15 protein-coding genes are annotated in these 25,358 nt (G+C 73.7%); 5 read left to right on the top strand and 10 right to left on the bottom strand.

Annotation, left to right across the window (positions count from 1 at the left end; all coding sequences use genetic code 11):
* Positions 1-14: 14 nt before the first annotated feature.
* From ETAA1_RS03570 to ETAA1_RS03550, 5 genes are all read right to left on the bottom strand, one after another.
* Positions 15-1,235 (bottom strand): glycosyltransferase, encoded by a 1,221-nt coding sequence (locus ETAA1_RS03570; RefSeq protein ID WP_145234373.1) that lies wholly within the window; start codon positions 1,233-1,235, stop codon positions 15-17.
* 164 nt (positions 1,236-1,399) lie between these two features.
* Complete coding sequence (locus ETAA1_RS03565; RefSeq protein ID WP_202920638.1) at positions 1,400-1,696, bottom strand: type II toxin-antitoxin system RelE/ParE family toxin; 297 nt, start codon at positions 1,694-1,696, stop codon at positions 1,400-1,402.
* Complete coding sequence (locus ETAA1_RS03560; protein WP_202920637.1) at positions 1,693-1,917, bottom strand: addiction module protein; 225 nt, start codon at positions 1,915-1,917, stop codon at positions 1,693-1,695. The genes ETAA1_RS03565 and ETAA1_RS03560 overlap by 4 nt, the downstream gene beginning before the upstream one ends.
* A gap of 136 nt (positions 1,918-2,053) precedes the next feature.
* Positions 2,054-2,542: an NUDIX hydrolase gene (locus ETAA1_RS03555; RefSeq protein ID WP_145234368.1), complete on the bottom strand. Its 489-nt coding sequence runs from the start codon at positions 2,540-2,542 to the stop codon at positions 2,054-2,056.
* Positions 2,539-5,010, bottom strand: a complete 2,472-nt coding sequence (locus ETAA1_RS03550; RefSeq protein ID WP_145234366.1) for a vWA domain-containing protein — start codon at positions 5,008-5,010, stop codon at positions 2,539-2,541. The genes ETAA1_RS03555 and ETAA1_RS03550 overlap by 4 nt, the downstream gene beginning before the upstream one ends.
* Positions 5,011-5,280: 270 nt before the next feature.
* On the opposite strand from ETAA1_RS03550, the gene ETAA1_RS03545 reads away from it, so the two are divergent.
* Complete coding sequence (locus ETAA1_RS03545) at positions 5,281-6,453, top strand: glycosyltransferase family 4 protein (protein WP_145234364.1); 1,173 nt, start codon at positions 5,281-5,283, stop codon at positions 6,451-6,453.
* 45 nt (positions 6,454-6,498) lie between these two features.
* The gene (locus tag ETAA1_RS03540) at positions 6,499-7,281 is read left to right on the top strand and encodes an SDR family NAD(P)-dependent oxidoreductase (RefSeq protein ID WP_145234363.1); all 783 of its coding nucleotides are present in this window, start codon (positions 6,499-6,501) and stop codon (positions 7,279-7,281) included.
* Positions 7,282-7,283: 2 nt separating this feature from the next.
* Here the strand turns inward: ETAA1_RS03540 and ETAA1_RS03535 are convergent, their stop codons facing one another.
* From ETAA1_RS03535 to ETAA1_RS31435, 5 genes are all read right to left on the bottom strand, one after another.
* A complete protein-coding gene (locus tag ETAA1_RS03535; protein WP_145234361.1) occupies positions 7,284-9,770 on the bottom strand; it encodes a U32 family peptidase in 2,487 nt (828 codons plus the stop codon).
* Between the two features lie 47 nt (positions 9,771-9,817).
* The gene (locus ETAA1_RS03530; RefSeq protein ID WP_145234360.1) at positions 9,818-12,643 is read right to left on the bottom strand and encodes a protein kinase domain-containing protein; all 2,826 of its coding nucleotides are present in this window, start codon (positions 12,641-12,643) and stop codon (positions 9,818-9,820) included.
* Positions 12,644-12,919: 276 nt separating this feature from the next.
* The gene (locus ETAA1_RS03525) at positions 12,920-14,035 is read right to left on the bottom strand and encodes a S1C family serine protease (RefSeq protein WP_145234358.1); all 1,116 of its coding nucleotides are present in this window, start codon (positions 14,033-14,035) and stop codon (positions 12,920-12,922) included.
* A gap of 56 nt (positions 14,036-14,091) precedes the next feature.
* Positions 14,092-15,147: a S1C family serine protease gene (locus tag ETAA1_RS03520; protein WP_202920636.1), complete on the bottom strand. Its 1,056-nt coding sequence runs from the start codon at positions 15,145-15,147 to the stop codon at positions 14,092-14,094.
* A gap of 530 nt (positions 15,148-15,677) precedes the next feature.
* Entirely contained in the window at positions 15,678-17,336 is a 1,659-nt protein-coding gene (locus ETAA1_RS31435; RefSeq protein WP_202920635.1) for a hypothetical protein, read from the bottom strand.
* A 155-nt stretch (positions 17,337-17,491) separates the two neighbouring features.
* Between ETAA1_RS31435 and ETAA1_RS03515 the strand changes: the two genes are divergently transcribed.
* From ETAA1_RS03515 to ETAA1_RS03505, 3 genes are all read left to right on the top strand, one after another.
* Entirely contained in the window at positions 17,492-19,954 is a 2,463-nt protein-coding gene (locus ETAA1_RS03515) for a PSD1 and planctomycete cytochrome C domain-containing protein (RefSeq protein ID WP_145234354.1), read from the top strand.
* Positions 19,944-21,392: a DUF1501 domain-containing protein gene (locus ETAA1_RS03510; protein WP_145234352.1), complete on the top strand. Its 1,449-nt coding sequence runs from the start codon at positions 19,944-19,946 to the stop codon at positions 21,390-21,392. Before ETAA1_RS03515 ends, ETAA1_RS03510 begins: the two co-directional genes overlap by 11 nt.
* A 251-nt stretch (positions 21,393-21,643) precedes the next feature.
* Positions 21,644-25,348: a serine/threonine-protein kinase gene (locus ETAA1_RS03505; RefSeq protein ID WP_145234350.1), complete on the top strand. Its 3,705-nt coding sequence runs from the start codon at positions 21,644-21,646 to the stop codon at positions 25,346-25,348.
* Positions 25,349-25,358: the final 10 nt, after the last annotated feature.

Genomic DNA, 25,358 nt, shown 5'->3' with positions numbered 1-25,358 from the left:
GTCCACCCCCCTGTTCAGCCGGGGCCGGGAATCCCCCGCACCTCCGCGCACAGCCGCAGGAACTCGGGCACGCACACGTCCACGGCGTACTTCTCGCGGACCAGCGCGGCGCCGGCGGCGCCCAGGTGCCGGTACTTCGCCGGGTCGTCGAGCACGGCGCAGATGGAATCCGCGAACGCGCCGGGGTCGAAGAACGGCGCCACGAGGCCGGTCCGGCCCGGCTCGATCACCTCGCGGACCGGGGCGGTGTCGGAGGCGAGCACGACCGCGCCGCACGCCAGGGCGTTGAACACCGACCACGACAGCACGAACGGCACCGTGAGGTACACGTGCAGGTCCGTCGCCGCGAAGAGCGCCGCCAGCTCCGGCTCGGGGAGCAGGCCGGGGAAGACGAAGCGGTCGGGGTCGTAGCGGTCCTGGGCCAGCACCCACTCCTTGAACGTCTTCCCGCCGGTGAACCGCTCGTCGCCGCCGTAGCACACGCGGTCCTGCCCCACGACCGCGAACAGCACGTCGGCGCGGCGGTCGCACACGATCTTGGCGGCACGCATGAACACGTCGAACCCGCGCATCGACTCGAACCCGCGCGACACGTAGCTCACGAGCTTCACCCCCGGCGGCACGGCCCGCCCGCCGACGCGCCGCGGCGCCGCCGGGTCGGGCCTCCACACGGTCGTGTCGACGCCGTCGAACAGGGTGCGGAGCTTGGGGCGGTAGGCGGCGGGGAAGCGGCCGAGCTGCCACGCCGTGGGGCAGTACCCGCGGTTGCAGTTCTCCAGGTCGAGGAGGATCATGGCGTTGCGGGCGCGGGCGCGGAGGCGGTCGGCGGGGCGTGGCGGGAAGTCGGGGCGGAAGTCGAGGTCGGAGTCGGAAGCGTGGTAGAAGTACTCGAACAGGTTGACGACCGGCACGCCGGGGTACAGGTCGCGGAGGAACAGCGTGGACCCGAACCCGCTGTGCCCGACGACGAGGTCCGGCCGCACGTCCGGGGCGGCGGCCAGCGCCTCGTAGACGGCGGTGGCGTGCCAGGTGGCGTTCTCGAAGGTGCGGCTGCAGTAGTGCGTCTTCTCGGTGGCGCCGCCGCGGGGGGCGTACTTGAGGCAGCGCACGCCGCGGAACACGCCCTCCCGCTTCTGCGACACGAACGTACAGCGCACTCCCGGCGTGGCGGCGAGGCGGAACGCGACCGGGCCGAACTGAGCGGGGAAATTCGGGTGGACGAACAGGACGTGCATCACCCGCCCCCGCCGGCCGCGGCGCCCGCCGCCCCGCATCGCCGCCGGGTCATGGTATTCGGCGGGCGGCCCGGGCGGCGGGGCGATGGCGCATGGGAAGTGCTCCGGGGGCGGGTGGCCTGGGCGAAGGACACACGGCGCGTCGGCGGCGGAGAAGGGGGGTGTCAGGCGCGGCCTTGCCACGCGGCCGGGTCGCGACTGCCGTGGAGCACGGCCAGCACCTCGACCCGGTCGGCGAACGGCCGGTAGTAGACGACGTACGGGAAGCGGGCGACCGTCGCGGCCCGCACCCCGGGGCCGACCTCGCCGTACAGTTCGGGCACGTCGCTGAGCCGGTCGATCACCGCGGCCAGCCGGGCCGCGAACCTCGCACCCAGCCCGGCCCCCTGCTCGTCGTACCAGGCGCGGGCCGCGACGATGTCGTCGTCGGCCTCGGGGCGGACGACGACCGGCAGGCTCACGGCCCACCCAACAGACGGACGCGGACCTCCGCCCACGGCCGAGCCGCGCCGGGGTCCGCGTCCGCGGCCGCAATCCGCCGGTCAAGTTCGCGACGGTGCCAGTCGGGGATCGGCGTCGGCACCCCGCCCGCCGTCACGCTGTCCCAGATCAACCCGAGCAGTTCGAGCCGCTGATCGACGGTCAGCCGGTCGATCCCGAATTCCTCCATCGTCACCGCCATGCCGCCCTCCCGGGTGCGACCAGTTGTCGCACCCATCTTACTCCATCTCCCCGACTACGGGGGCAGGATCAGACTCACATTCCCACCTTGCTTCGTAGTTCGGGCCGAGTCAGCGAGGCCCGACGCGGGGCGCGGATCACGGCGGCCAACCGCTGTCAAATGCCGCGACAATCAGCGGGTCATCGACGCGCGTCGGGAGCCACCCGGCCGGCGGCGAGAGAGCCGTCAGCGCCGCCCACACGGCGTCGGCCTTCGCTCTCAGGGCCACCTGCACATCTTCCACTCGAATCGCCCAGCAGACGTACACGCCGCCGAGGCCGAAATGCCCTACCGGATCATCGGGCCAGCCGCCGGGAATGTGCTGGGTTGCTTCCCGAACCAACGAATCCATTGCCGCCGCGCGAACTGTGCCCGAGCGCCGGGCTTCTGCGAACTGCGCGAGTTCTAACTGGATCGGAGCCACGTCGTCGCCGAGTCGGTCTGACGCTGCTTTATAGGTCTCGGCCGGGATGCTCTCCAGGAATGCCGCCACTGACGGATAGCCGAGCGCCCGGACGCGGACAATAACCCGGTTACGCCAGTCGCCTGACCACGTCCGAGTTGCGCGGTCGGATGCGTCGTTCACACCATCCCCCAGTACCGGCGCAGACCCCACTCGACGCCCAGGAGCGTCACGAACAGCACCAGCCACGCCGGAAGAAAACCCTTCGAGTGGTTCCGCCGCCAGTCCGGCAGGTAGCGCGGCTTCGGCTTCAGCACCTCGAGCGGCTGACCCTTCAGCTCCCGCAGGAACGCCGACAGGTCCTCCAACCGCAGCGCCTTGCCGCCGCTCGCGGTCGCCAGGCGCTCCAGGAAGCGGTGGTCGGCGGCCACGTTCAGCATCTCGTCGCTCACCTCCGGGTACGCCAGGAACCGAGCCGTGCCGCGCAGCCGCTGACCCGGCACCACGTTGCCGTCCTTGTCCTTCAGCGGCGCGGTGACGACCACCGTGTACTCGCCCGGCGACGGCGGGCGGAACAGCACCTTCGACCCCTTCGCGTCGCGCAGCAGCGTCTGCCGCGCCGCCTTCGCCTCGTCCGTCGAGCCCGGCGGCAGCACCTTCACTTCGATGTCCGGGTTCGCCTCCTCGCCGCCGAGCGCCGACTTCACGCCGACGCGGATGGTCTGGTCGCCGGCCACGGCCAGCCGGCGGAACTCGGGCCGCGCGAATACCTGGCCCTCTTCCTCCTCCTGGTGCGCGAGCCACAGCACGCACTGCCGCCAGAACCGGTGGTGCAGCTCGGTCCCCTGTCGGGCTTTCGGCTGGCCGAGCCGCTCCCACAGGTACGAGTCGTACCCGCCGAACGCCAGCACCCGGCCCTTCGCCCCCTCGCCGATCTGGTGGCCCACCAGCAACGCGTCGCCCTTCTCCTTCCCCTTCTCGACGTGGATGCTCCCCGCGGGAACGGTGACGTCGTCGTTCGTGGCCCAGGCGTAGAGCGTCGCCCCGGGCTTGCGCGACATGCGAACCAGGCCGCTGATCCGCGGCCGCGGCGGGCGGCCGCCGGCGTTCAGCTGGTCCCACAGCTCGCGCGACTTCGCCGGGTCGCGGTCGAGTGTCAGCACGCTGTCGTCGAGCCCCTTTGCGGTCGGCACCGTCTGGTAGGTCTTCAGCGGCCGGCCGTCCTTCGTCGCCGTCTCGATGATGTCGCCGGGCGACGGCACCACCGGGAGCAGGTCGCCGACCGTCCACGGCCGCGCCCCGGGCGGCGCCGCCGGCGCGGCCGGGAAGCCGGTGAACGCCGCCTCGCCGCCGAGGAACAGCAGGCCCATCCCCTTCTTGGTCACGCGCTCGACCAGCTGCTCGGGCAGCTTCGAGTCGGCGCTCGCCAGCAGCTCGTAGGACACGTTGCCGACCACCACCACGTCGTAGTTCTGCGCCTCCAGGTCGAGCAGCGCGCGGTCCTCGGGCGACGCGGGGAACGCCGCCTGGCGCCACACCGCCACCACGTCGAACCGCTTCTCGGAGCGCAGCGCGTCGAGCAGCCGGGCGTTCTCGGGCCGGTACTGGTCGATCACGAGAACGCGGACGCCCTCCTTCGTCACGGTCAGGTACGTCTCCGACTGGTTGTTCAGCCCCGACACCTCGCCGGGCAGCGGCTCGATCTTGCCGTCCACGTCGCGGCCCACTTCCACCCGCACCTTCACCTCGCCGGGCTTCTCCGGCGCCTTCACGACGAGCTTCACCTCGTTGTCGCGGTCCTTCGGCAGCGGCACGTCCTCGGCGGCGACTTCCTTGTCGTCGAACAGCACGCGGGCGCGGACGCGGGTGCCGGCGTAGCCGTAGGCGTGGACGCGGGCGTTGACCGTCACTTCTGTCTTCACCGGCGCCGGCGACGGGTCGAGGCTGAGCGCGGCGACGGACAGGTCGCGGGCGGTGCCCGTGGTGCTCTCGGAGCCGACGGTGAAGGTGGTGACGGGGACGTTGCGGCGGCCCCACCGCGCGGCCTCGGCGGCGGCGGCGAAGGCGGTGCCGTTGTCGGCCCCGTCGCCGATCAGCAGGTGGCCGCGGACGAAGCGCTCGGCCTGCGTGTGGTCGTAGGTCTTGTTGAGGTAGCTGCCGTAGTCGGAGCGCTTGCCGAGGCTTGGCGTGTCGGCCTCGTAGCGGCTCGTGCCCGGCGAGAAGTCGGGCGTGCTGAAGGCGAACAGTTCCACCTTCACGTTCTGCTCGGCGGCCAGCTCGTCGAGCAGCGGTTTGGCGCGGTCGAGCGCCCGCCGCACGGCCTCGGCCCGCGGCTGGTTGTTCACCTCGTCCTTCACCGTCATGCTCTCCGACGTGTCCACGCCGATCAGCAGCAGCGAGGGAACCTTGGGTTCTTCCTGGAAGCCGACGCTGGGGCGGAGCGCCGTGAGCAGCGTGACGGCGAGCGCGGCGAGGCGCAGCCCCATGACGACGAGCACGCGCCGGCGGGTGGCGTTGGCGTGGCCGAGGTACGTCCACAGGGTGAGGAGCACGAGCAGCAGCGCGACGGCGCCGAGGGCGGGGAGCCCGAGCGGGTCGGCGGACCACGGGTACGCCGGCCGCGTGGACAGGAACAGACTCGTGTCGGACATGCGGGTATTATCCGCGACCCGGCGGCGAAGTGCCACGGGGGACGGCGAGCCGGGGGCGTCAGCGCCCGAATTCCGTGCCCCGGGGCGCGGCACCGTGGATGCCGTCGACCAAATACTAATTTGTGACTTTGACTCAATGCGTGCCACGACCCCCCGGGGGGGTACGTGTCACACATTCAGCGGCGGACGCCGCCCGCCCGCGCCGCCGCGGCCGAACTCGCACTAAGCTAAGGCTTTCGGACCGCACCCGCTCCCGAAGCCCCGGACGCCATGCGCCTGCTGTTCGTGAAGGATTCGCTCGCCTGGCCGCGGTCGAGCGGGCACGACGTTCACACGTACCACATGATGCGCGCCCTGGCGGCCCTCGGGCACCGCCTCGGCCTCCTCACCGCCAGCCCGCCGCCGCCCGAAGCCGTCGCCGGCCTGCCGCTCGACTGGACGGGCACGTTCCCGCCGCCGGGCGAGCCGCCGCGCGGCCCAGCGTCGCAGTTGGGTCACCTCCAGGAGAAGTTCCGCGACTACTGGGGCGTCGACCCCAACCGGGTGGCCGCGGTCGGCGCCGCGGCCGACGAGTGGGACGCCGACGCGGTGGTGGTGGTAGGCCTGAACGTGCTGCCGTACCTGGGGGCGGTCCGCGGCCGGGCGCGGGTGTGGTACGCGGCCGACGAGTGGTTCTGGCACCACGCCAGCCAAGTGAAGTTGCTCGACCGCCGCACCTGGGGCGAGGCCAAGCAGGCGCTTGTGAAGGGGCTGTACGAGCGGGCGTACCGGTCGCTGCTGGACCGCGTGTGGGTGGTGACCGAGCCCGACCGCCGGGCCATGCGCTGGGTCGCCGGCGTGACGGGGATTGATGTCGTTCCCAACGGCGTGGACGGCGACTACTACACGCCGCTGGCCGCGGAGCAGGACGAGCGGACGTGTACGTTCTGGGGCCGGCTGGACTTCGGGCCGAACGTGCAGGCGCTCGAATGGTTCTGCGGCGCGGTGTGGCCGCGGGTGCGGGCGGCGCACCCGGACGCGCGGCTCCGCGTGTTCGGCTTCAACCCGACGGCGCCGGTGTTGGCGCTGGTCGGCCACGACGGCGTGGAGCTGGCCGCGGACCTGCCGGACCTGCGGGCGGAGGTCGCGCGCCAGCAGGTGGTGGTGCTGCCGTTCGTGAGCGGCGGCGGCATCAAGAACAAGCTGCTGGAGGCGGCGGCGATGGGCAAACCCGTGGTGTGTTCGCCGACCGCGCTGAACGGCCTGCGGCGGCCGGAGGAGGCGGGGTTCGTGCTGCCGCGGACGCCGGCGGAGTGGGCGGAGGGCTTGGCCGGGTTGTGGGCCGACGCGGCAAAGCGGGCGTCGGCCGGCGCCGCGGCGCGGGCGTGGGTGGTGGCGCACCACAGCTGGGAGACGGCGGCGCGGACGGCGGAGGCGGGGCTGAAGGAGGCGGTGCGGCGTTAGACATCGAGCGTTCGACGGATCACTAACTCGACCAGCGGAGGCGGCATGGGCGTTCTCGACCGGTTCCGGCTCACCGGCAAGCGGCTGCTCGTCACCGGCGGCAGCCGCGGGCTCGGCCGTGCCATGGCCCTCGCCTGCGCCGACGCCGGCGCCGACATCGCCCTCGTCGGCCGCGACCCGGACGCCCTCGACCGCGCCGCCGCGGAGGTCCGCGCCCTCGGCCGCGAAGCCTTCGCCATCGCCGCCGACGTGGGCGACCCCGCCGCGTGCGAGGCCGCGTGCCGGCGGGCGCTCGACGAGTTCGGCCCGATCGACGTCCTCATCAACAACGCCGGCGGTCGCCGTGTGCCCACCCCGACCGCGGAGATGCCGCTGGAGACGTGGCGCCAGCTGATCGACCTGAACCTGACGAGCGTGTTTGTCTGCACCAAGCTGGTCGGCGGGGCGATGGTCGAGCGCGGCCGCGGCGGGCGGGTCATCAACGTCGCGTCGGTGAACGCGCTGGTCGCCGGCCGCGGCATCGGCGGCCGGCACTACGAGGCGGCGAAGGCGGCGGTCGTCGGCTTCACCCGCGCGACCGCGGCCGACTGGGCGGCGGCCGGGGTGACGGTCAACGCGATTCTGCCCGGCGGCTTCTTGACCGACCCGAACCGGAAGTGGCAGCAGACGCACCCGGCGGTGATCGCCGAGTTCGAGCGGAACATCCCGATGGGCCGGCTCGGCGAGCCGGACGAGATCGGCCCGCTGGCGGTGTACCTGGCCAGCGACGCCAGCCGGTACATGACCGGCGCCGCGCTGGTGATCGACGGCGGGTACACGCTGTGGTGAGGCTACAGCACTGAGAGCGTGCCGCGGGTGACGCCGAGCTGGTTCAGCGCCCGCAGCTGCCGCCACACCTGCCGGCCGTCGTCGGCACCGCTCACCACGGCGGCGTAGCGGTCCAGCAGCGGCGCCACGTCGGCCGCGGACTCGCGCAGCAGATCGATGCGGAAGCGAGTCAGGCCGAGGCCGCGCATCCGGCCGACGTACTCGGCGGCGCTCTGCGGCACGCTGTTGAACACCGTGTTGCGGCAGCCCGTGTCCGGCAGCACGGGGAAGGCCGCGCCGACGCGGTCGCGCAGCTCCACCTTGTGGTCCTCGCACGGCCGGCCGCAGTCGCGGTGGTCCTTGCCGGTGCTCAGGAACGCGGCGAACAGGCAGAACTCGTTGTGGAACATCGGCATGTGCTGGTGCACGACCGGCTCGAACCGTGCGGGGTCGAACGCCCGCACCATCGCCGCCAGCTGATCCCAGTTCAGGTCGTAGCTCGGCACCAGCCGCTCCAGCCCGGCGCCGACCAGCACGTCGGCCGTCAACTCGTTCGCCACGTTCAGGCTGAAGTCGCCGACGAGCCGGGCCTGCGGCAGCGCGGCGCGGAAGAACTCGATCGACCCAAGGTTCCGCACCAGCACGAGGTCCGGGTCGGCGCGGACGACAAGCGACTGGAATCCGTCCTCGCCGGGTTTCAGGACGCGGAGCGGCGCGACGCCGACGGGGATGCCCGCGGCGCGGGCGCGGGGCACGGCGTCGGCGTAGCGGCGGAGGTCTTCGAAGTCGCAGTACACGGCCGCGGGCCGCGGGAAGCCGGCGGGCGGCTGCCACGCCAGCACGGCGTCGAGCTGGTCGAGCGTGCGGACGAGTACGGTGAGCGCCGCCGTTCCGCCGGTTGCACCGCCGCGAGCGGCGGAGCGGAGCGCGTCCAGCGCCCCCGGCTCCGCGATCGGGTGCGCCCGCAGGCGCCGCTCGGCGAGCGCCGCGGCGGCGCGGCGGCGGAGGTCGTTCAGCACGCTGCGCGGAACCATGACCGCGTCAGGCAACTCGGCCGCCAGCGCCCCCAGCTCGAACGGCGTGTCGCCGAGGCGGCCGAGCTGGTCGCGCAGCTCGTCGGCCGTGGCCGGCCGCTTCGCCGCCGCTTCGAGCGGGCCGGGCCACACGGCTTCGCCCGCGGCGCCATCGGGGTCGGTGAGCGTCAGCACGAGCGGACCGCCGAGCACACCCGCGAGGCGCGCGGCGAGCGCGACACGGCGGGCCGGCTTGTCCTGCCCGTAGCTCTGTTCGAGCCGCTTCCGCAGGGCCGGGTCGTCCGTCTTGTACACGTCGCAGCCGACCGGCACCGCCGCAAGGTCGACGGCGTTCGGCTCGAACTGCAACTCCAGCAGCCGACCCGCCGGCGCCACGGCCCACACGCGGCCGCCCGGCTCCTTCTCCTCCGGCCGGCCGAGGTCGAAGACGACGCCGTCGCCGGCCTTCACCAGCTCCGGCACCGCCTCCGCCGGCTCGATCCGCACGCCGCGGCGCGTCACGCCGGCAACGCGGCCGATGCGCACGCCGCGGCTCTTGGGGAAGCGGCCGCGCACGAGCACCTGGTGGTTCACGCCGTCGAGGAAGCCGGTGGTGAGGCCGCGGCTGAACGTCTGCGCCAGGTCGAGCTCGGCGCGGCGGCTCATGCGGAAGCTCGTGCCGCCGGTCGCCGCGTCGATCGCCTGGCGGTACGTCTGCGTGGTCGCGGCGACGTACGGGCCGCCCTTCAGCCGCCCCTCGATCTTGAACGACACCACGCCGGCCTGCACCAGCGGCGCGATGCGGTCGTAGGCGGCGAGGTCTTGCGGGCTGAGGAGGTAGGCGCGGTCGCCGAGGTCGCGGGCGGCGCCGTCCACGACCAGCTCGTACGGCAGCCGGCACGCCTGGGCGCACTGGCCGCGGTTGGCGCTGCGGCCGCCGAGGGCTTCGCTCGTGAGGCACTGGCCGCTGTACGCCACGCACAGCGCCCCGTGAACGAACACTTCGACCGGCACGTCCGTCGCCGCGGTCACCTTCTCGATGTCGGCGAGCGACAGCTCGCGGGCCAGCACCACACGACCGACGCCGAGCTGCTTGGCGAAGGCGATGCCGCGCGGCTCGGTGAGCGTCATCTGCGTGCTGGCATGGACCGGCAGCGACGGCGCCAGCCGGCGGGCGAGCCGCACGAGGCCGAGGTCTTGCACGATGACCGCATCAACCCCCGCCGCGGCGCAGGCGGAAAGCAACTCGGCGGCGGCGGGGAGTTCGTCGGAGAAGACGAGGGTGTTGAGGGCGACGAACCCGCGGACGTTGCGGCCGTGGAGGAACCGCATCAGCTCGGGGAGTTCCGCCGGGGTGAAGTTGGCGGCGCGGGCGCGGGCGTTGAACCCAGTGAGGCCGAAGTAGACGGCGTCGGCCCCGTTGGCGACGGCGGCGCGGAGCGCCTCGCGGTCGCCGGCGGGAGCCAGGAGTTCGGGGGTGGCAGGTGCGGAAGCCATCGGGGCATTGTAGCGGGTCGCGCGGCCACGGGTCGCCCGCGCGGCCGTCACGGCGCCGCCACCTCGGTCCAGCCGGTGTGCGCCGTCACGTCCACGTCGCCCCAGACGCGCACCCGGCCCGACTGCTCGGCCGTCGCCAGCACCTTGCCGTCCGGCGAGAAGCTCACCCCCACCACCGGGCTGCCGAAGTTCTTCAGCTTCACCGACGGGCCGCGGCCCATGAACAGGTGCCAGATCAGCACCGTGCCGTCGGCGTTCGCCGCCGCCACCAGGTTCGCGTCCTTCGGGCTCATCGCCAGGTCGGTCGCGATCGGGTTCCCGCCCGCCGCGTCGCGCTGGCCGAACGGCTCGCGCGGGTTGCCGCTCCAGATGCCGACCCGGCCGGTCGCGGTCAGGCCGACCAGCCGGTACCCGAACGGCGGGTCGGACCCGAACACCACCCGCTTGAACCCGCCCGCGCTCGACAGCTTGCCGTCGAGCGGGTCGGCCGGGCCGACGAGCGCCGGGAAGTCCCACAGCCGCATCCCGCGCTCCCGCAGGCCGGCCACCAGCTTCTTGCCGTCGGCCGTCACGCCGAGGTCGAACACGGTGCCGGCCACGGTCGTCGCGTCGTGGTCGCTCGTCCACTTCGGCGACACCGCCCACGACCGCACCGCCCCGCCGCCGGCCGACACCAACTTCTGGCCGTCGGGGCTGAACGCCAGCGCCGTCACGCCGCCGGGGTGCGGCTTCTCCCCGCCGGCGACCCGCAGCGGGTAGCCGACGGTCGGGATCACCGGATTCCACACCGTCACCGACCCGCCGTCGCCGCCGGCGGCCACCCACGTCCCGGTCGGGCTCACCGCCACCGCCGTCGGCTGCTCGCCGAGGCCGACCAGTTCCACCGCCGCGGCGCCCGCGGCCAGCGGCACCACGCACGGCGACGCCCGGGGGCCGAACCGCGCGGCCGCGGCCAGCATCCCGACCCCGCCGGGGAACATCACCGGGCGGAAGTCGCGGATCGTGGTGTCGAGCCGCAGCTGTTCCTTCCCGTCGAGGCCGACGACCGTGACCGTACCGGCGGCGTCGGCGATCATGAACGCGGTGCCGTCGGGCGTGTGGCGGAAGACCTTCGCGGCGCCGGCCGGGGCGTAGGTGAAGTCGCGGAAGTAGCGGAGCGGCCCGGCCTCGCCCCGCGGCCGGCCCGGGACGCCGGGCGTCGGGATGGTGCCGGGCACGGTTGCTTCGACCGGCGGGGGTGGGGGCAGGGTCTGGCCGCGGCCGCGGATCAGCACCACCATCACGACGACGACCAGCGCCGCCCCCACCGCCGCGCCGGCGATCCACAGCGGCGTCGTGCTGCTCCGCGGTTGCCGCTCCGGCTCCTCCTCGCGCTCGCGGCGGCGCGGGCGGTCCGGTTCGCGGCGGCGGAGCGTCGCCACCGGCAGCAGCGGTGGCGGCGGCGGCGGCGCGACTTCCGCCTGCACCACTGACAGCTTCGGCGGCGCGGCCGTGGCCGACGGGTCGAACACGGTGCCGCAGCGGGCGCAGCGGAGCGTCGTCGCCCCGGCCCGGAACCGCAGCGACACCGCGCACGTCGGGCACGCCACGATCGTCGGCCCCGCCGGCGGCGCCGGTGCGGCGCGGTCCAGCGCCGCCAGTCGGTCGGCCAGCGCGGCGGCGTCCTTGGGCCGGTGGTCGGGGTCGTGGGCGGCGCAGTCGCCGAGCAGCTCGATCACCGGCTCCGGCACGTTCAGCCGCTTCAAGGTGCGGGCGAAGTCGGCCCCCGGCGCCGCGTCCAGCTTCCCCGTCAGCATCTGGTAACCGATCACGCCCAGCGCGTGAACGTCGTCGCGCGGGTCGGGCTTCTCGCCGCGCTGCTGCTGCGGGCTGGCGTACAGCGGCGTGTGCGAGCCCCACAACTGCGACGCCAAATAGCCGCTCGACCGCCGCGTGGCTTCCGCCGCGAGGGCCGCGTCCGCGGCGACGCCGCCGATGCCGAAGTCGGCGACGAGCAGCTGCGGGTTCGCCGCGGTGCCGCGGACGAGGATGTTCGCCGGCTTCAGGTCGCGGTGGACCAGCGGCGGCCGGAGCTGGTGGAAGTGCCCGACGGCGGCGGCGAGCGTGCGCAGCGCGGCGACCGCTTTCGCGGCGCGCTCGGCGACCGGCCACGCGCCGATGAGCGTGCCCAGCTCGCCGCCGCCGACGTACTCGTACATCAGCCACGGCGTCGCGCCTTCGAGGTAGGCGTCGAGCAGCGGCACGATGTTGGGGTGGCGGCCCTCCTCCATCACCCGGCTGACCAGACCGCCCTCGTGGCGCAGCAGCCGCTCGCGGGCCTGCGGGTCGGTGCCGAACTTGACGGCCCCCTTGAGCGCCGCCAGCGACGGGTTGCGCGCCAGCCACACCTCGCCGAAGCCGCCGCTACCGAGCAGCTCGCCGAGCTCCCACCCGGGGCGGCCGGGCAGCGGATCGCCGGGGCGGAAGTGCGGCAGCCGCGACGGCAGGCGGCGGGCCAGGTCGGCGCCGTCGTTTAGCGCGAACTGGTCGGGCACGGACCGGCCGGACGGGTCGTCGGCGCGGCGGAACGAGGCGCGGACGGCGCCGGGGACTTGCGTCAGGTACAACTCCAGCGCCGCCCGGTCGGCGGGGGCGGCGTCCTTCGCCACCTCGCGCACCACCTCGGCGGCCACGCGGCGCACCTCGTCCACGCCCGCGGCGGCGACGGCGACCACCTCCTCGCGGATTTGGTCGGTCCGCCTGCGGTCGCGGAGGCGGCGGTGGGCCTCGTTGGCCACGTCGTAGAGGAAGCCGCCGCCGGGCACCATCTCGGCCAGGCCGCGGACGCCCTTCGCCACCACCGCCTCGGCGACGCACTGCATCAGGACGTACATCGGGCCGGCTCCGCGGGGGAGAGGCGTCCGGGGTGATTCGCCGCCCGCCGGGCGAGATTGTACCCCTTCCGCGCACGGGGGGCACGTTCGGGCCGGGGTCATTGTGTGTACGGCTCCCCCCCGGGGGGTCGAGGCACGCATTGAGTCCGTGACACAAAAGTTCGTGAGAGCCGAGCGTTGATGAGAGTGACGGCCGGCCGGATGCCGGCCCCACGAAACGACGCGACCCCGCGCCGGAAGGCCGGCGCGGGGTCGCGTGATGCGCACCTCAGAGCGTCACGAGCTGCTGCGGACCGGCCGCGGGGCCGGGGCCGTCGGCAGCGACACCGGCGCGGCCGGCGGCGGGAACTTGCCCGCCCGCAGGTCGGCGAGCAGCGGCCGCACCACCTCGCCCGGCAGCACGTACGTCTCGACGCGGCCCGCGCGGGAGATGCACACGCCGATCACCCGGCCGTCCAGGTCCACCACGGCGCCGCCGCAGTTCTTCGGGTCCACCACCATGTCCGTCTGCAAAATCTGCTCGAACCCGCCGCGGCGGTTCGACAGGGCCCCGCCCATCGTGTTCTGGATGTCGCTCCGCTGGTTCTTCATGTCCGCCGGCGGGCCGGCCAGCGTCGCCGACAGCTCCAGGGCCTCGCCCTTGCGGTTCACGCTCAGGTTCACCTTCTGGCCGGGGCGGAAGTCGTTCAGCATCTCGCGCAGGCTGTCCGAGTCGGCGATCTTCTTGTCGTTCACCCGGCGGATGATGTCGCCCCTTTTCAGCCCGGCCTTCTCCGCCGAGCCGCCCTTGCTCACCGCCTCGACCTCGGCCCCGCCGTCGGCCGGCTGGGTCTGCGACATGGTGATGCCGAGGAACCCGCGGTTGGCGTTCAACTTGTCGAACTCGTTCTGCTCCCGCAGCGACAGCTTCCGCGTCACCACGCTGACGATGCCGACGCCGGCCGGGTCGCTGCCGACGCCGGCGGCCGCCAGCCAGTTGCCGAGCGCGGCCACCTTGCTGTCGGCGAACGCCAGCGCGGTCAGCCCCTTCTTCTCGATCCGGAGGAGCGCCAGGTCGGTCTTCTTCTCGACGCCCACCAGCTTGGCCGGGACGTTCGAGCCGTCGTGGAACTTGACGGCCAGCTCGCCGCGCAGGTCGCTGGCCTTCGTGAGGACGTAGCCGTCGGCGAACACGACGGTGCCGAGGGCCGCTTCCTTGCCGTCGGCCAGGACGCGGACGGTGGACTCGTTCACCTTCGCCACGACCGGCTGGAACGGGGCGACGAGGCGGGCCGAGATCACGTCGGGGCTGGAGCCGCGGTCCTTGCGCTTGCCGCCGTCGGGCGGCTGGGCCGCGGCCGGCCCCGCCAGGGTGAGCGACAGGGCCGCGGCTACGAGCAGGCGGGTGCGCATCTCGGAAGGCTCCGGCGGGGGGTTGGATGAGTCGTGGTCGGAGATTCGGGCTCGGGTTACGGCCGGCGGCGGCCCAGGGTCACGGTCAGCGTCACGGTGCGGGTGCCGCGGGCCACCACCACCTCCACCTCGTCGCCGGGCTGGCGGCGGGTGATCAGCTTGCGGACGTCGTCGGCGGTCTTCACCTCCGTGCCGTCGAACGAGGTGATCTCGTCGTCCACGCGGACGCCGCCCTCGGCGGCCGGGCCCTCCTCGGCCACGAACGTCACCTTCACGCCCCTGGCGCCCTTCACCTCTTTGCCGTCGACGTCCTCGAACGACGCGCCGAAGTACACCGCCGGCGGCGCCTTCGCCTTGCCGACCTGCACGCTCGCCAGGAGCTGGTCCCAGTCGGTCTTGAACCCGTCCACCGGGACGTGGATGTTGTGCGCCAGCGTGAAGCCGATGCGGCTGTGGATGCCGATGAGCTTGCCGTCCAGGTCGAACAGCGGGCCGCCGCTGTCGCCGCCGACCAGCGTGCAGTTGGTCTGGATCAGGTCCTTCTGGTTGGTGAGCACCTGGCCGAGCCGCGCCACCGGCGGCCGGCCGGTGCGCCACCCGCCGTGGTGCCCGAGCGACACCACCCACTGCCCCTTCTTCAGGTCGGTGGACTTGCCCGTCTCCACCACCGGCCACTTGCCGTTCGGCGCCTTGGCCTTGTCCGTGATCTGGATCATGCCGCTGTCGAGCTTGGCGTTCGTGCCGAGCGACTTGCCGGCCACCTTGGTGCCGTCCGGCAGCACGACCGTGCACTTGGTGCCGGGCTCGCCGGACACGTGGGCGGCGGTCAGCACCAGGCCGTCCTCGGTGACGATGACGCCGCTGCCGGCACCCATCCCGACGAACAGCCCGACGGTGGCCGGCGTGCACTTGTCCACGACGCGCTTGGTGGCGAGCTCCAGCGCCTTCAGGTCTTCGATGCTGCCCGGGGTGGTGGTGCGGGCCACGTCCCAGGTGGGAATCTTCGCGGCGACCTTCGTGGGCGGCGGGTCGTCGGCCGCGGAGGGGGCGGCGAAACCGGCCAGGAGGGCGGCGGCGAGCGGGAGGGTGAACAGGAGCCGACGGCGCGTCATTGGCAGGAACTCCGGCTGCATCGTCCGCGGTCCGGGGGCGGCCTGCGGGATTCGATGTCGGTCGCGGTCAATGGGTTCGACCCGCCCTACCCCGTTTCTACACTTTGTCTCAACCGCCCGGCCGACGCAAGCGCCGAGTTTGTGGGTTCGTGCCGGGGCGGACGGGCGTGCCGGGTGCGGGGGGGAACGGGTTTGGGGCGCGTGTCAGACCCGGTCGGGAGGGGCGTCGCCGTCGGCGCGGGGGCCGGGTCTGGTAGATGGATTATAGCAGCGCCGTCGCCGCAGGAATGGGGAATCTGCGACGACCCGGAAAGGGTCTCACGCGGCTCTCAGGATGCCGGCTCGGGGTTCGTGGTAATCCGTCGGCCGATCCCCGTCGGACTTCGCCCTCAGGAGCCTCGGCCGAGCCGTTAGGCCGGGGCGCAAGCCCCGTCGCGGTCCGGACACGCCCGACGGGGCTTGCGCCCCGGCCTAACGGCTCGCTGCCCCGCCAACGGGCGAAGCCCGACGGGAATCGGTCGACGGTTGAATCACCCCGGCGGCACGGGCAGCTCCGGCACCGCCGGCGGCCTGATCGGCGGCACCGTCGGGATCGTCCCGCCCGCCGGCGGGATCGTCGACGGCGCCTCCGGCAGCGCCGGCGTCATCGGCGGGTCCGCCTTCGGCTGGGGCCGCGGTTGCGGCTCAGGCTGCGGCTGCGGCATCGGCCGCGGCGTCACCGGCGCCGCCTCGCCCGTGCCGCGCACCCCGGTGATCGACGCCGCCGGCGTCTCCAGGTCCACCACCACCGCGTCCTTGTACACGTGCGTGGTGCTGTTCCCCGCCTTATCGACGCACTGCGCCCGGACGTAGAACTTCCACAGCTTCTCGTCCGGCACCTCCCACGTGAACTGGCCGACGTGCCGCTGCGTCCCCTGGGCGTCCTGCCGCGGCGAGCCCGGCGGCAGCCGGTAGCGGATCTCGGTCCACTGCGTGGCGTCCTTCGCCAGCGCGTACGACAGGCTGACCGGGTCCGGCAGCAGGTTCTGGTCGAACGTCTCCCACATGACCTCGACCAGCGGCCCCTTCGCCCCGCCGGCCCCGACGCGGACGCCGGTGATCTGCAGGTACGGCGCCGTCTTGTCGTAGGTGACGTAGACCATCGGCGGGGCGCTCGCGCCGGGCGGCGGGGCCGTCTTGCCGGCGCCGCTCTCCGGGGCCACGTAGAACCCGTACATCCCCTCGTCGTTCTCCGGCGCCGTGTACTTCAGCTTCAGGTTGTCGCCGGTGTACGCGGTCTTCGGCAGCGGGTAGCGCTCGGTCTTCTGCCACTGGGTGCTGCGCGGCTTCTGCACGTACAGCTCGGCCGCCTCGATGCCCGACCGGCCGGCCTTGTCGATGCGGTAGTCGATGTCGAAGTTCGGCGACTTCACGTAGTCGATGCGCGGCTGCGGCAGGCCCGAGCCGGCGCCGGGGATCGGCGCGTCGCTGCCGCCGGTCGTGGGCCGCGGGAAGGCGGTGTTGAAGGCGCCGCTGCCCGGCACCTGCACCGGCGCGGAGTAGCTCTCGTTGCCGGCGCGGTCGCGGGCCAGGACGCGCACGTCGAGCACCTGCCCCGGCTGGAGTTTCCAGGCGTACTGGTCCTGGGCGCGGAACTGGCGGCCGTCGATCGTCTTCCACTCCGGCCAGTTCGGGAACTTGGCCTGGAGGCGGGTGCCGTCGGGGTCCAGGTTGTCGTCGGCGGCGGACCACTCGACGCCGTTGCCGATCACGTTCACGCGGACGGCCGGGAGCGTGCTGTCGATGACGACGCGGAGCTGCGTGGCGAGCTCGTCCGCCTTCGCGGGCGCGCTGCTGCCGTCGGCGTAGTGGTTCTGGACGCTGAACTCGAACTCGCCGTCGCGGTCGGCGGTGAAGTCGAAGCCCTTCTTGCCGTCCACCGAGTTGGTGTCGAGGCCGTTGAGCGGCCGCTTGGGGCCGGCCTGCCACGGGCCCTTGGCGAGCGAGTAGTAGAGCTGGACGGCGGCGGGCACGGGCGTGCCCTTGTCCTTGGCGGCCCGCTCGACGTTGGCCGGGTCGATGGGGATGAAGAACTTGCGGTGCGGCCAGTGGTAGGCGCGGGCGGTGCGGTCGTCCTGGGCGCGGGTGGCCGCGGCCGCCAGGACGGCGAGCGCGACGGCCAACGCGATTCCGGCCCACCGCAATCGCACGCTGCGCCTCCCTTCGCGGCCGGAGTATCTCCTGGGGAAAGAATCGGTTGAACCGGATGCGGGGCTTGAGCCGAACCGCCGGCCGACTGGCGTCGCCGGGGCGGAGGTGGTAGGCTATCATCCTGCCCGCCTTCCCCCGCCAGGCTCCCTTTCCCATGCCCCGTGGCCCACTCGCCGGCCTGCTGCTGCTCCTCGCGTCCGCCCCCGCCGCGGCCGACGAACCGCTGACGTTCGAGCAGCACGTCCGCCCCATCCTCCGCGCCTACTGCCTGGACTGCCACGGCGGCGCCGAGAAGCACGCGGGCGGCCTCGACCTGCGCCTGAAGCGCTTCGCCGTCGCCGGCGGCAAGGGCGGCAGCGCGGTCGTGCCCGGCGAGCCCGGTAAGAGCGCGATTGTGGAGCGGCTGCGGTCCGGCGAGATGCCGCCGGGCGAGAAGAAGGTGCCGGCCGACCAGATCGCCGTGATCGAGAAGTGGATCGCCGACGGCGCCCGCACGAAGCGCGACGAGCCCGCCACGCTCCCGCCCGGCCTCGGCATCACCGCCGACGAGCGCGCCTACTGGTTCTACCAGCCGCTCACCCGCCCCACACCGCCGGCCGTCGCCTCCGAGCGCGTGCGCACCCCGATCGACGCGTTCGTGCTGGCGAAGCTGAACGAGAAGGGGCTGACCTTCAACCCGGACGCCGACCGCGCCACCCTGCTCCGCCGCGCCACCTTCGACCTCACCGGCCTGCCGCCGACGCAGGCCGAACTCGACGCCTTGGTCGCCGACCCGGCCGCGGACGCGTACGAGAAGGCGCTCGACCGGCTGCTCGCGTCGCCGGCCTACGGCGAGCGGTGGGGCCGCCACTGGCTCGACGCCGCCGGCTACGCCGACAGCGACGGCGACATCCCGGCCGACACGGTGCGGCCGCACGCCTGGCGGTATCGCGACTACGTCATCCGGGCGCTCAACGCCGACGTGCCGCTCGACCGCTTCATCGTGGAGCAACTGGCCGGCGACGAGCTGGTGCCGAAGCCGTGGGCGAACCTGACGCCGCCGCAGGTCGATCTGCTCGCCGCGACCGGCTTCCTCCGCACCGCCCCGGACGCGACCGCCGCCGGCGCCGGCGACGCCGAACAGGTGATGACCGACGTGCTGAAGGTGGTGTCGAGCACGCTCCTCGGCACGTCCGTCGGGTGTGCCCAGTGCCACGACCACCGCTACGACCCGGTACCGCAGGCCGACTACTTCCGCCTCCGCGCCGTGTTCGAGCCGGCGCTCGACCCCGGGCAGTGGCGGCGGCCGGCGGCGCGGCTCGTGTCGCTGTACACCGACGCCGACCGGGCGAAGGCGGCGGCGGTCGAGGCCGAGGCGGCGAAGCTGCAAGCGGAGCTGACTTCGAAGCAGACCGCCGCCGTGGCCGCGGCGTTCGAGAAGGAACTGACGAAGTTCCCCGAAGAGAAGCGCGCCGCGCTGAAGGCCGCGTTCGAGGCGCCCGAGGCGAAGCGCACGCCCGAGCAAAAGGCGCTGACGGACGCGAACCCGAAGCTGAAGATCACTCCCGGAGTGCTGTACCAGTACAACCAGAAGGCTGCGGACGAGTTGAAGGCACTTCAGGCGAAGGTGACGGCCAAGCGCGGGGAGCGGCCGGCGGAGGGGTTCGTCGCGGTGACGACCGAGGCGCCCGGCCGCGTGCCGACGACGAAGCTCCACTACCGCGGCGACGCCCGCCAGCCGAAGGGCCCGGACCTGGCGCCCGCCGACCTGACGGTCGCGGCACCGGAGGGGCAGCGGTTCGAGTTGCCGGCTTCCGCGACCGGCCGCCGGCTGGCGTGGGCGAAGCACCTCACGAACGGGACGCACCCGCTGTTCGGCCGGGCGACGGCGAACCGGCTGTGGCTCGGCCACTTCGGCCGCGGCATCGTGGACACGCCCGGCGAGTTCGGCAAGCTCGGGCAGGCGCCGTCGCACCCCGAGTTGCTGGACTGGCTCGCCACCGAGCTGCCGCGGCTCGGCTGGAGTCAGAAGCGGTTCCACAAGCTGCTGATGCTCTCGACCGTGTACCGCCAGTCGTCGGCGCGCAGCGCCGCGCCCGACGCGCTGTACGGCCGCTTCCCCGTGCGGCGGCTCGAAGCCGAAGCGGTGCGCGACCGGATGCTCGTCGTCGCGGGCCGGCTCGACCGCACGCCGTTCGGCCCGGCGGTGGCTGTGGTCGAGGACGCGGCCGGGCAGGTCGGCGCGCCGGACGAGAAGCCGCGGCGGAGCGTGTACCTCCAGGTGCGGCGGTCGAAACCGGTGGCGTTCCTGGCCGCGTTCGACGCACCGGGGAGCGGGCTGAACTGCGACCGCCGGCTGGTGACGACGACGGCGCCGCAGTCGCTGATGCTGCTGAACAGCGACTTCGTCCGCAAGCAAGCCGGTCACCTGGCGGCGCGGGTGAAGGCCGAGGCCGGCACCGGCGCGACGCCGGAGAAGCTGACGGAGACGGCGTGGCGGCTGGCGTACCTGCGGGCGCCCGCGGCCGACGAGTTGCGGCTCGGTGTGGCGTTCCTGGCGTCGCAGCCGGCCGCCGCGGGGCTGACGAACCTGTGCCAGCAGCTGCTGGCGTCGAACGAGTTCCTCTATGTCGATTGACCTCACCCCCACCCGCCGCGCGCTCCTTTCCCGCACCGCCGCGGGCGTCGGCCTGTTCGCGCTCGCCGACCTGCTGGCGCGCGACGGCCTCCTCGCCGCCGACGGGCCGCCGAAGCCGGGCGAGAACCCGCACCCGTCGCTCGCCCCGAAGGCGCCACACTTCGCCCCCAAGGCGAAGGCCATGATCTCGCTGTTCATGCACGGCGGGCCGAGCCACGTCGACCTGTTCGACCCGAAGCCCGAACTCACGCGGATGAGCGGCAAGGACTACGGCGGGAACGTCCACTACAGCTTCGTCAACCGCGCCAGCAAGACGCTGTTCGGCAGCCCGTGGCGGTTCGCCCCGCGCGGCAAGTGCGGCACCCAGGTGTCCGAGCTGCTGCCGCACACGGCCGGCATCGTGGACGACATCTGCGTCGTCCGCTCGATGCACACCGGGTTCAACGGGCACGAGGTGTCGATCCGCTACTTCCACGGCGGCATCGCCGGCGTCACCGGCCGGCCGACGCTCGGCAGCTGGATGGTGTACGGCCTCGGCTCCGAGGCCCGCAACCTGCCCGCGTACATGGTGCTGTCCGACCCGGGCGGCGCCCCCGTGGACGCGGCCAATAACTGGGACTGCGGCTTCCTTCCGCCGCTGTACCAGGGGACGGTGCTGCGGCCGCAGGAGCCGCGCATCCTGAACCTGAACCCGCCGCCGGACGCCGCCGGGGCGGTGCAGCGGCAGAACCTCGACCTGCTCGCATCGCTCAACCGCCGGCACCTCGCCGCGCGCCCGGGGGAGGCTGACCTGGAGGCACGCATCGCCAGCTACGAGCTCGCCGCGGCGATGCAGACGGCCGCGTCCGAGGCGCTGGACGTGAGCCGCGAGCCGGAGCGGGTGAAGGCGCTGTACGGCATCGACCGCCCCGAGACGCGCGAGTACGGCACCCGCTGCCTGATCGCGCGCCGCCTCGTGGAGCGCGGCGTGCGCTTCGTGCAGCTGTTCCTCGGCGGCCAGCCGTGGGACAACCACAACACCATCCGCACCGGCCTGCCGGCGATCTGCAAGCGGACCGACCAGCCGGCCGCGGCGCTGGTGACGGACCTGAAGCAGCGCGGCCTACTGGACACGACGCTGGTCCACTGGGGCGGCGAGATCGGCCGCCTGCCGGTGTGCGAGGGTGAGCTGAACGCCGCGGCGGGCCGCGACCACAACGGCCAGGGCTTCACCAACTGGCTGGCCGGCGGCGGCGTGAAGGCCGGCATGACCTACGGCGCGACGGACGAGGTCGGCCACAAGGCGGCCGAGAACGTGGTGACGCCGAACGACTTCCAGGCGACGGTGTTGCACCTGCTGGGGATCGACCACGAGCGGCTGGTGTACCACCACGGCGGCCGCGCCCAGCGGCTGACCGACGGCCGGCCGGCGCGGGTCGTCCGCGACATCCTGGCGTAATCAAGCCCCGGGCCGAATCCCAGCCCGGCCCCAGCCCCCGCCGCATTCCCAAATTGACACCCGCCCGCGGCGTGGGCTATACTTTTCTCACCCGATCCTCGCGCCACCCGGCGCGTTCCCACCCGCGGGCCGGATACCCGCCGCCGATCCTCGGCACGACGCCGTCGCGGCCGCCACCCCTTCGGCGGCAACTGGGAAACAACCCGCAGGCTGCCCGGCGTCGCCCGGCCCCTGCCCCCGTGGGACACCGGATGCCGCCCCCGACGCCCGACTCGACCGGCCGACACCCCCCGCCCCCCGCGGCCGGGTCGTCGGCCCGCCCGCCGGAGCCGTCGCTGTCCGACCTGCTCCGCGGCTCGTCGTCGGCCCGCCGTCATTCCCCCGCCCAGGACGTGGCGGCCCACCTCACCGCCGCGCCGCACGAAGCCAACGACGACGACGCCCCCACCGTCATCACCAACGCCCACGGCCACCCGCCGCCGCCGCCGCCGCCCTACGTCGTCGGCGACACGCCGAACCTGGCCGGCCGCAAGCTCGGCCACTTCGAGCTGATCGAGGCCGTCGGCGCCGGCGGCATGGCCGCCGTGCTGAAGGCCCGCGACCTGGAACTCGGCCGCGTCGTCGCCCTGAAGATCCTCCCGCCCGAGTCGGCGAAGGACGCCGAGACGGTGACGCGGTTCAAGCAGGAGGCCCGCGCCGCGGCGCGGCTCGACCACGAGAACGTGGCCCGCGTCTACTTCTGCGGCGAAGACCAGGGCCTGCACTTCATCGCCTTCGAGTTCGTCGAGGGGATCACGCTGCGGCAGATGATCGACCGCCGCGGCCGGCTCCCGGCCGGCGAGTGCGTCCGCTACATGATCCAGGTCGCGGCCGGGCTGCACCACGCCGCCGAGCGCGGCGTCGTGCACCGCGACATCAAGCCGAGCAACCTCATCATCACGCCGGACGGCCGCGCCAAGATCGTGGACATGGGGCTGGCCCGCAGCCTCGACGGGCAGTCGGTGAACGGCGGCGTCACGCAGTCGGGTGTGACGCTCGGCACGTTCGACTACATCTCGCCGGAGCAGGCGCTCGACCCCCGCCGGGCCGACGTGCGGAGCGACATTTATTCGCTCGGCTGCGCCTTCTACCACGCGCTGACGGGCCGGCCGCCGGTCCCCGAGGGCACGGCGGCGAAGAAGCTGTACGCGCACCAGCACGTGGACCCGCTCGACCCGCGCGAGCTGAACCCGGCGGTGCCGGACGACCTGGCCGCGGTGCTGTCCGGGATGATGGCGAAGGACCCGGAGCGCCGCTACCAGACGCCGGTGGAACTGATCGCGCACCTGAAGACGATCGCGGAGCGGCTGAACGTCGGCCTCGAGTCGGCGGTGAAGGACTCGACGATCCGCGCGGTCGCGGCCGAGCGGCTGCCGACGGGGCCGCGGGTGCGCACGAGTTGGGTCGCCGCCGCGGCCGCGGTGGTCGTGGCCGTCGTGCTGCTGGCGACGACGGGCAACGGCAACCGCCCGACGGCGGTGGCACCGCCGTGGGCCAAGACGACCGTGGCGCCGCCGGTGGAGCCGGTGCCGGGGGCCGGCCCCGCGGTTCCGCTCCCGCCGCCGGCCGCCGACGGCTGGGTGCGGGTGAAGACCGCCGCCGAGCTGGTCGAGGCACTGACGAAGCCGGCCGGCGGCGACCTCAAGGTGAAGCTCGCGCCCGGCGACTACGACCTGACCGGAGTCGATCAGCGCGTCGAGTTCCGCGGCACGAGCCTGGTGCTGGCGGGCGACGGGCCGGTCGGCAGCGCTCGGGTCAAGCTCGCGCAGGGCGGGCCGGGGAGCCTCACGGCCAACGCCCGCACGGTCGCCGTCTACAAGCTCCGCGTCGCGTTCGACGCCGAGGACGGCGGGGCGACCGACGACGGGTTGGTGCTCACCGACACGAGCGACGTGAAACTCGAAGACGTGGTGTTCACCCACGACCCGGGCGCCCGCGCCGCCGGCCGTACCGCGGTCACGGTCAACGCCCCGGGCGGCCCGTCGCGGGTGCGGCTCGACCGCTGCCTGGTCGGCCCCGGCGGGTACGGCGTGCGGGTGGCGCACGGCGCCACGGTCGAGGTGAACGACTCGGCCTTCGCCCCCCTCACCGCCGTGGTGTTGGTCGGCGACCCGGATGCCCCCCCCGCCGTCGACGAAGCCCCGGCGACCACGGTGGCGCTGCTCCGCTCGTCGTTCATGCCGGACGGCGGCGGGGCGGTGGTGGCGACCGACGGCGGCGGGAACGTTCGCGTGACCGCCGGCTATTGCGTCGTCGCGCCGCCCGCCGGGCCGGGTGCCGAAGCGCGCCGCGGGGCGGTCGTGCGGACCCCGGGCGAGGGCGAGGGCGGCGTCCGCTTCGCCGGCATTCCGGGCAAGGCCAACGCCTACTACCAGACCGACCCGCTGGCGACCGCCGCCCGCACGGTCACGTTCGACGACGCGAAGAAGGACGGCCTCCCCGCCGACGACGCCGGCAAGGTGCTCCTCAAGCAGCTGCCGTGGGCCGCGGCCGAGGGCGGCGTTCTCGCGCCGCTCGCCGGCCCCGACCCGCACCGCACCTTCCGCCTCCGCGTCGCCGGGCCGGACGCCGACCGCGACCTGTTCGCCGCCCGCGGCAACCCCGACGTGAAGGTGCTCGGGGCGCAGTTCACCCGCGACCCGCTCGCCCTCCCCGGCCTCGTCTACGGCGGCGAGCCGAGTGTGGCGTGGCCGCCGGCGAACCCCGCGCTCAGCCCCGCCGGCCCGCGCGAACTCGTGTGGTGGCCCGAGGCGCCCGCCGACCAGCCGCTACCGGCGAACACGTCCACCGACCTCGTGAAGCTGCTCCGCGACGCCCGCTCCGGCGACACCGTCCGCGTCCGCCACACCGGGCCGCTCGCCGTCGAGCAACTCACCATCGACCCGCCGCGCCCCGCCGGCGCCGCCGAGCGCGCCGACTTCCACCTGACGATCGCGCCGTTCGCGGGGAGTGCCCCCGTCCTCACCCCGGCCGCGGACGAAAAGCTCAGCTTCTCGCTGTTCAAGCTGTGGGAGGGCCGGCTGACGCTGACCGGGCTCGAATTCCAGCTGCGGCCCGGGGCCAAGAACGACGCCGTCGCCGCGGTGACGGTGGTGGCCGGCCGCGGCGTCGAGTTCAAGGACTGCGTGTTCACCCTCGACGAGCCGGACGGCAAGACGGCGGCGGTGGTGGCGGTGAGCGACCCGGGCCGCGAGATGATGATGGCCGCGGCGAACCGGCCGACGCCAAAGGTCGAGTTCGACGGGTGCCTCGTCCGCGGCCGCGGGCGGCTGCTGTCGGTGCCGGTGAGCCGGCCGTTCGACCTCGACCTCGACCAGTGCGTGACGGCCGTGGCCGGGCCGCTGGTGTGGGCGAAGGCCGGCGGCCGGGCGGCCGACGCCGGCCAGGTGTCGCGGGTGCGGTTCCACCGGGTGACGGCGTTCCTCGGCGGCCCGGTCGTGGAACTGCACGGCGGCAAGGTCGGCGAGATGCGCGCCAGCGGGCTGGTGCCGACGGAGGTGACGGCGGAGGCGTCCTTGTTCGTGGGGGTGCCGGGGGCGGGCCGGGCGCTGGCCGAGGTGGACGGCGCCGAGCTGGCCCGCGACGACCCGAACCGGGTGCTGAAGTGGGAGCCGGGCCGCGGCGGCGCCAACCGCTACGCCAACTTCGACGCCGGGGCGATCACGGTGCTGGTGCGGCCGGGCGACGCACCGGTGCAGGAGTGGGACTGGGACAAGTGGCTGGCGTTCGCGCGGGAGCTGGGCCGGCCGCTGGGCACCGCGACGTTCGCCGACGCCCCCGACGGCCTGGGCGCGCTTTCCGGCATGACCCCGGCCGACGCGGCGGTGCAGTCCGTGGCGTTCCCCGACCTGACGGACCCGCGCCCCGCCGACGCCGGCGCCGACCCCGCGAAGGTGGCCCGCCCCGCGGGGCGGTAACCCACGCCGC

The sequence above is a fragment of the Urbifossiella limnaea genome (genome assembly GCF_007747215.1).
Taxonomy (GTDB): domain Bacteria; phylum Planctomycetota; class Planctomycetia; order Gemmatales; family Gemmataceae; genus Urbifossiella; species Urbifossiella limnaea.
This window is presented reverse-complemented; position numbering and strand designations above follow the sequence as displayed.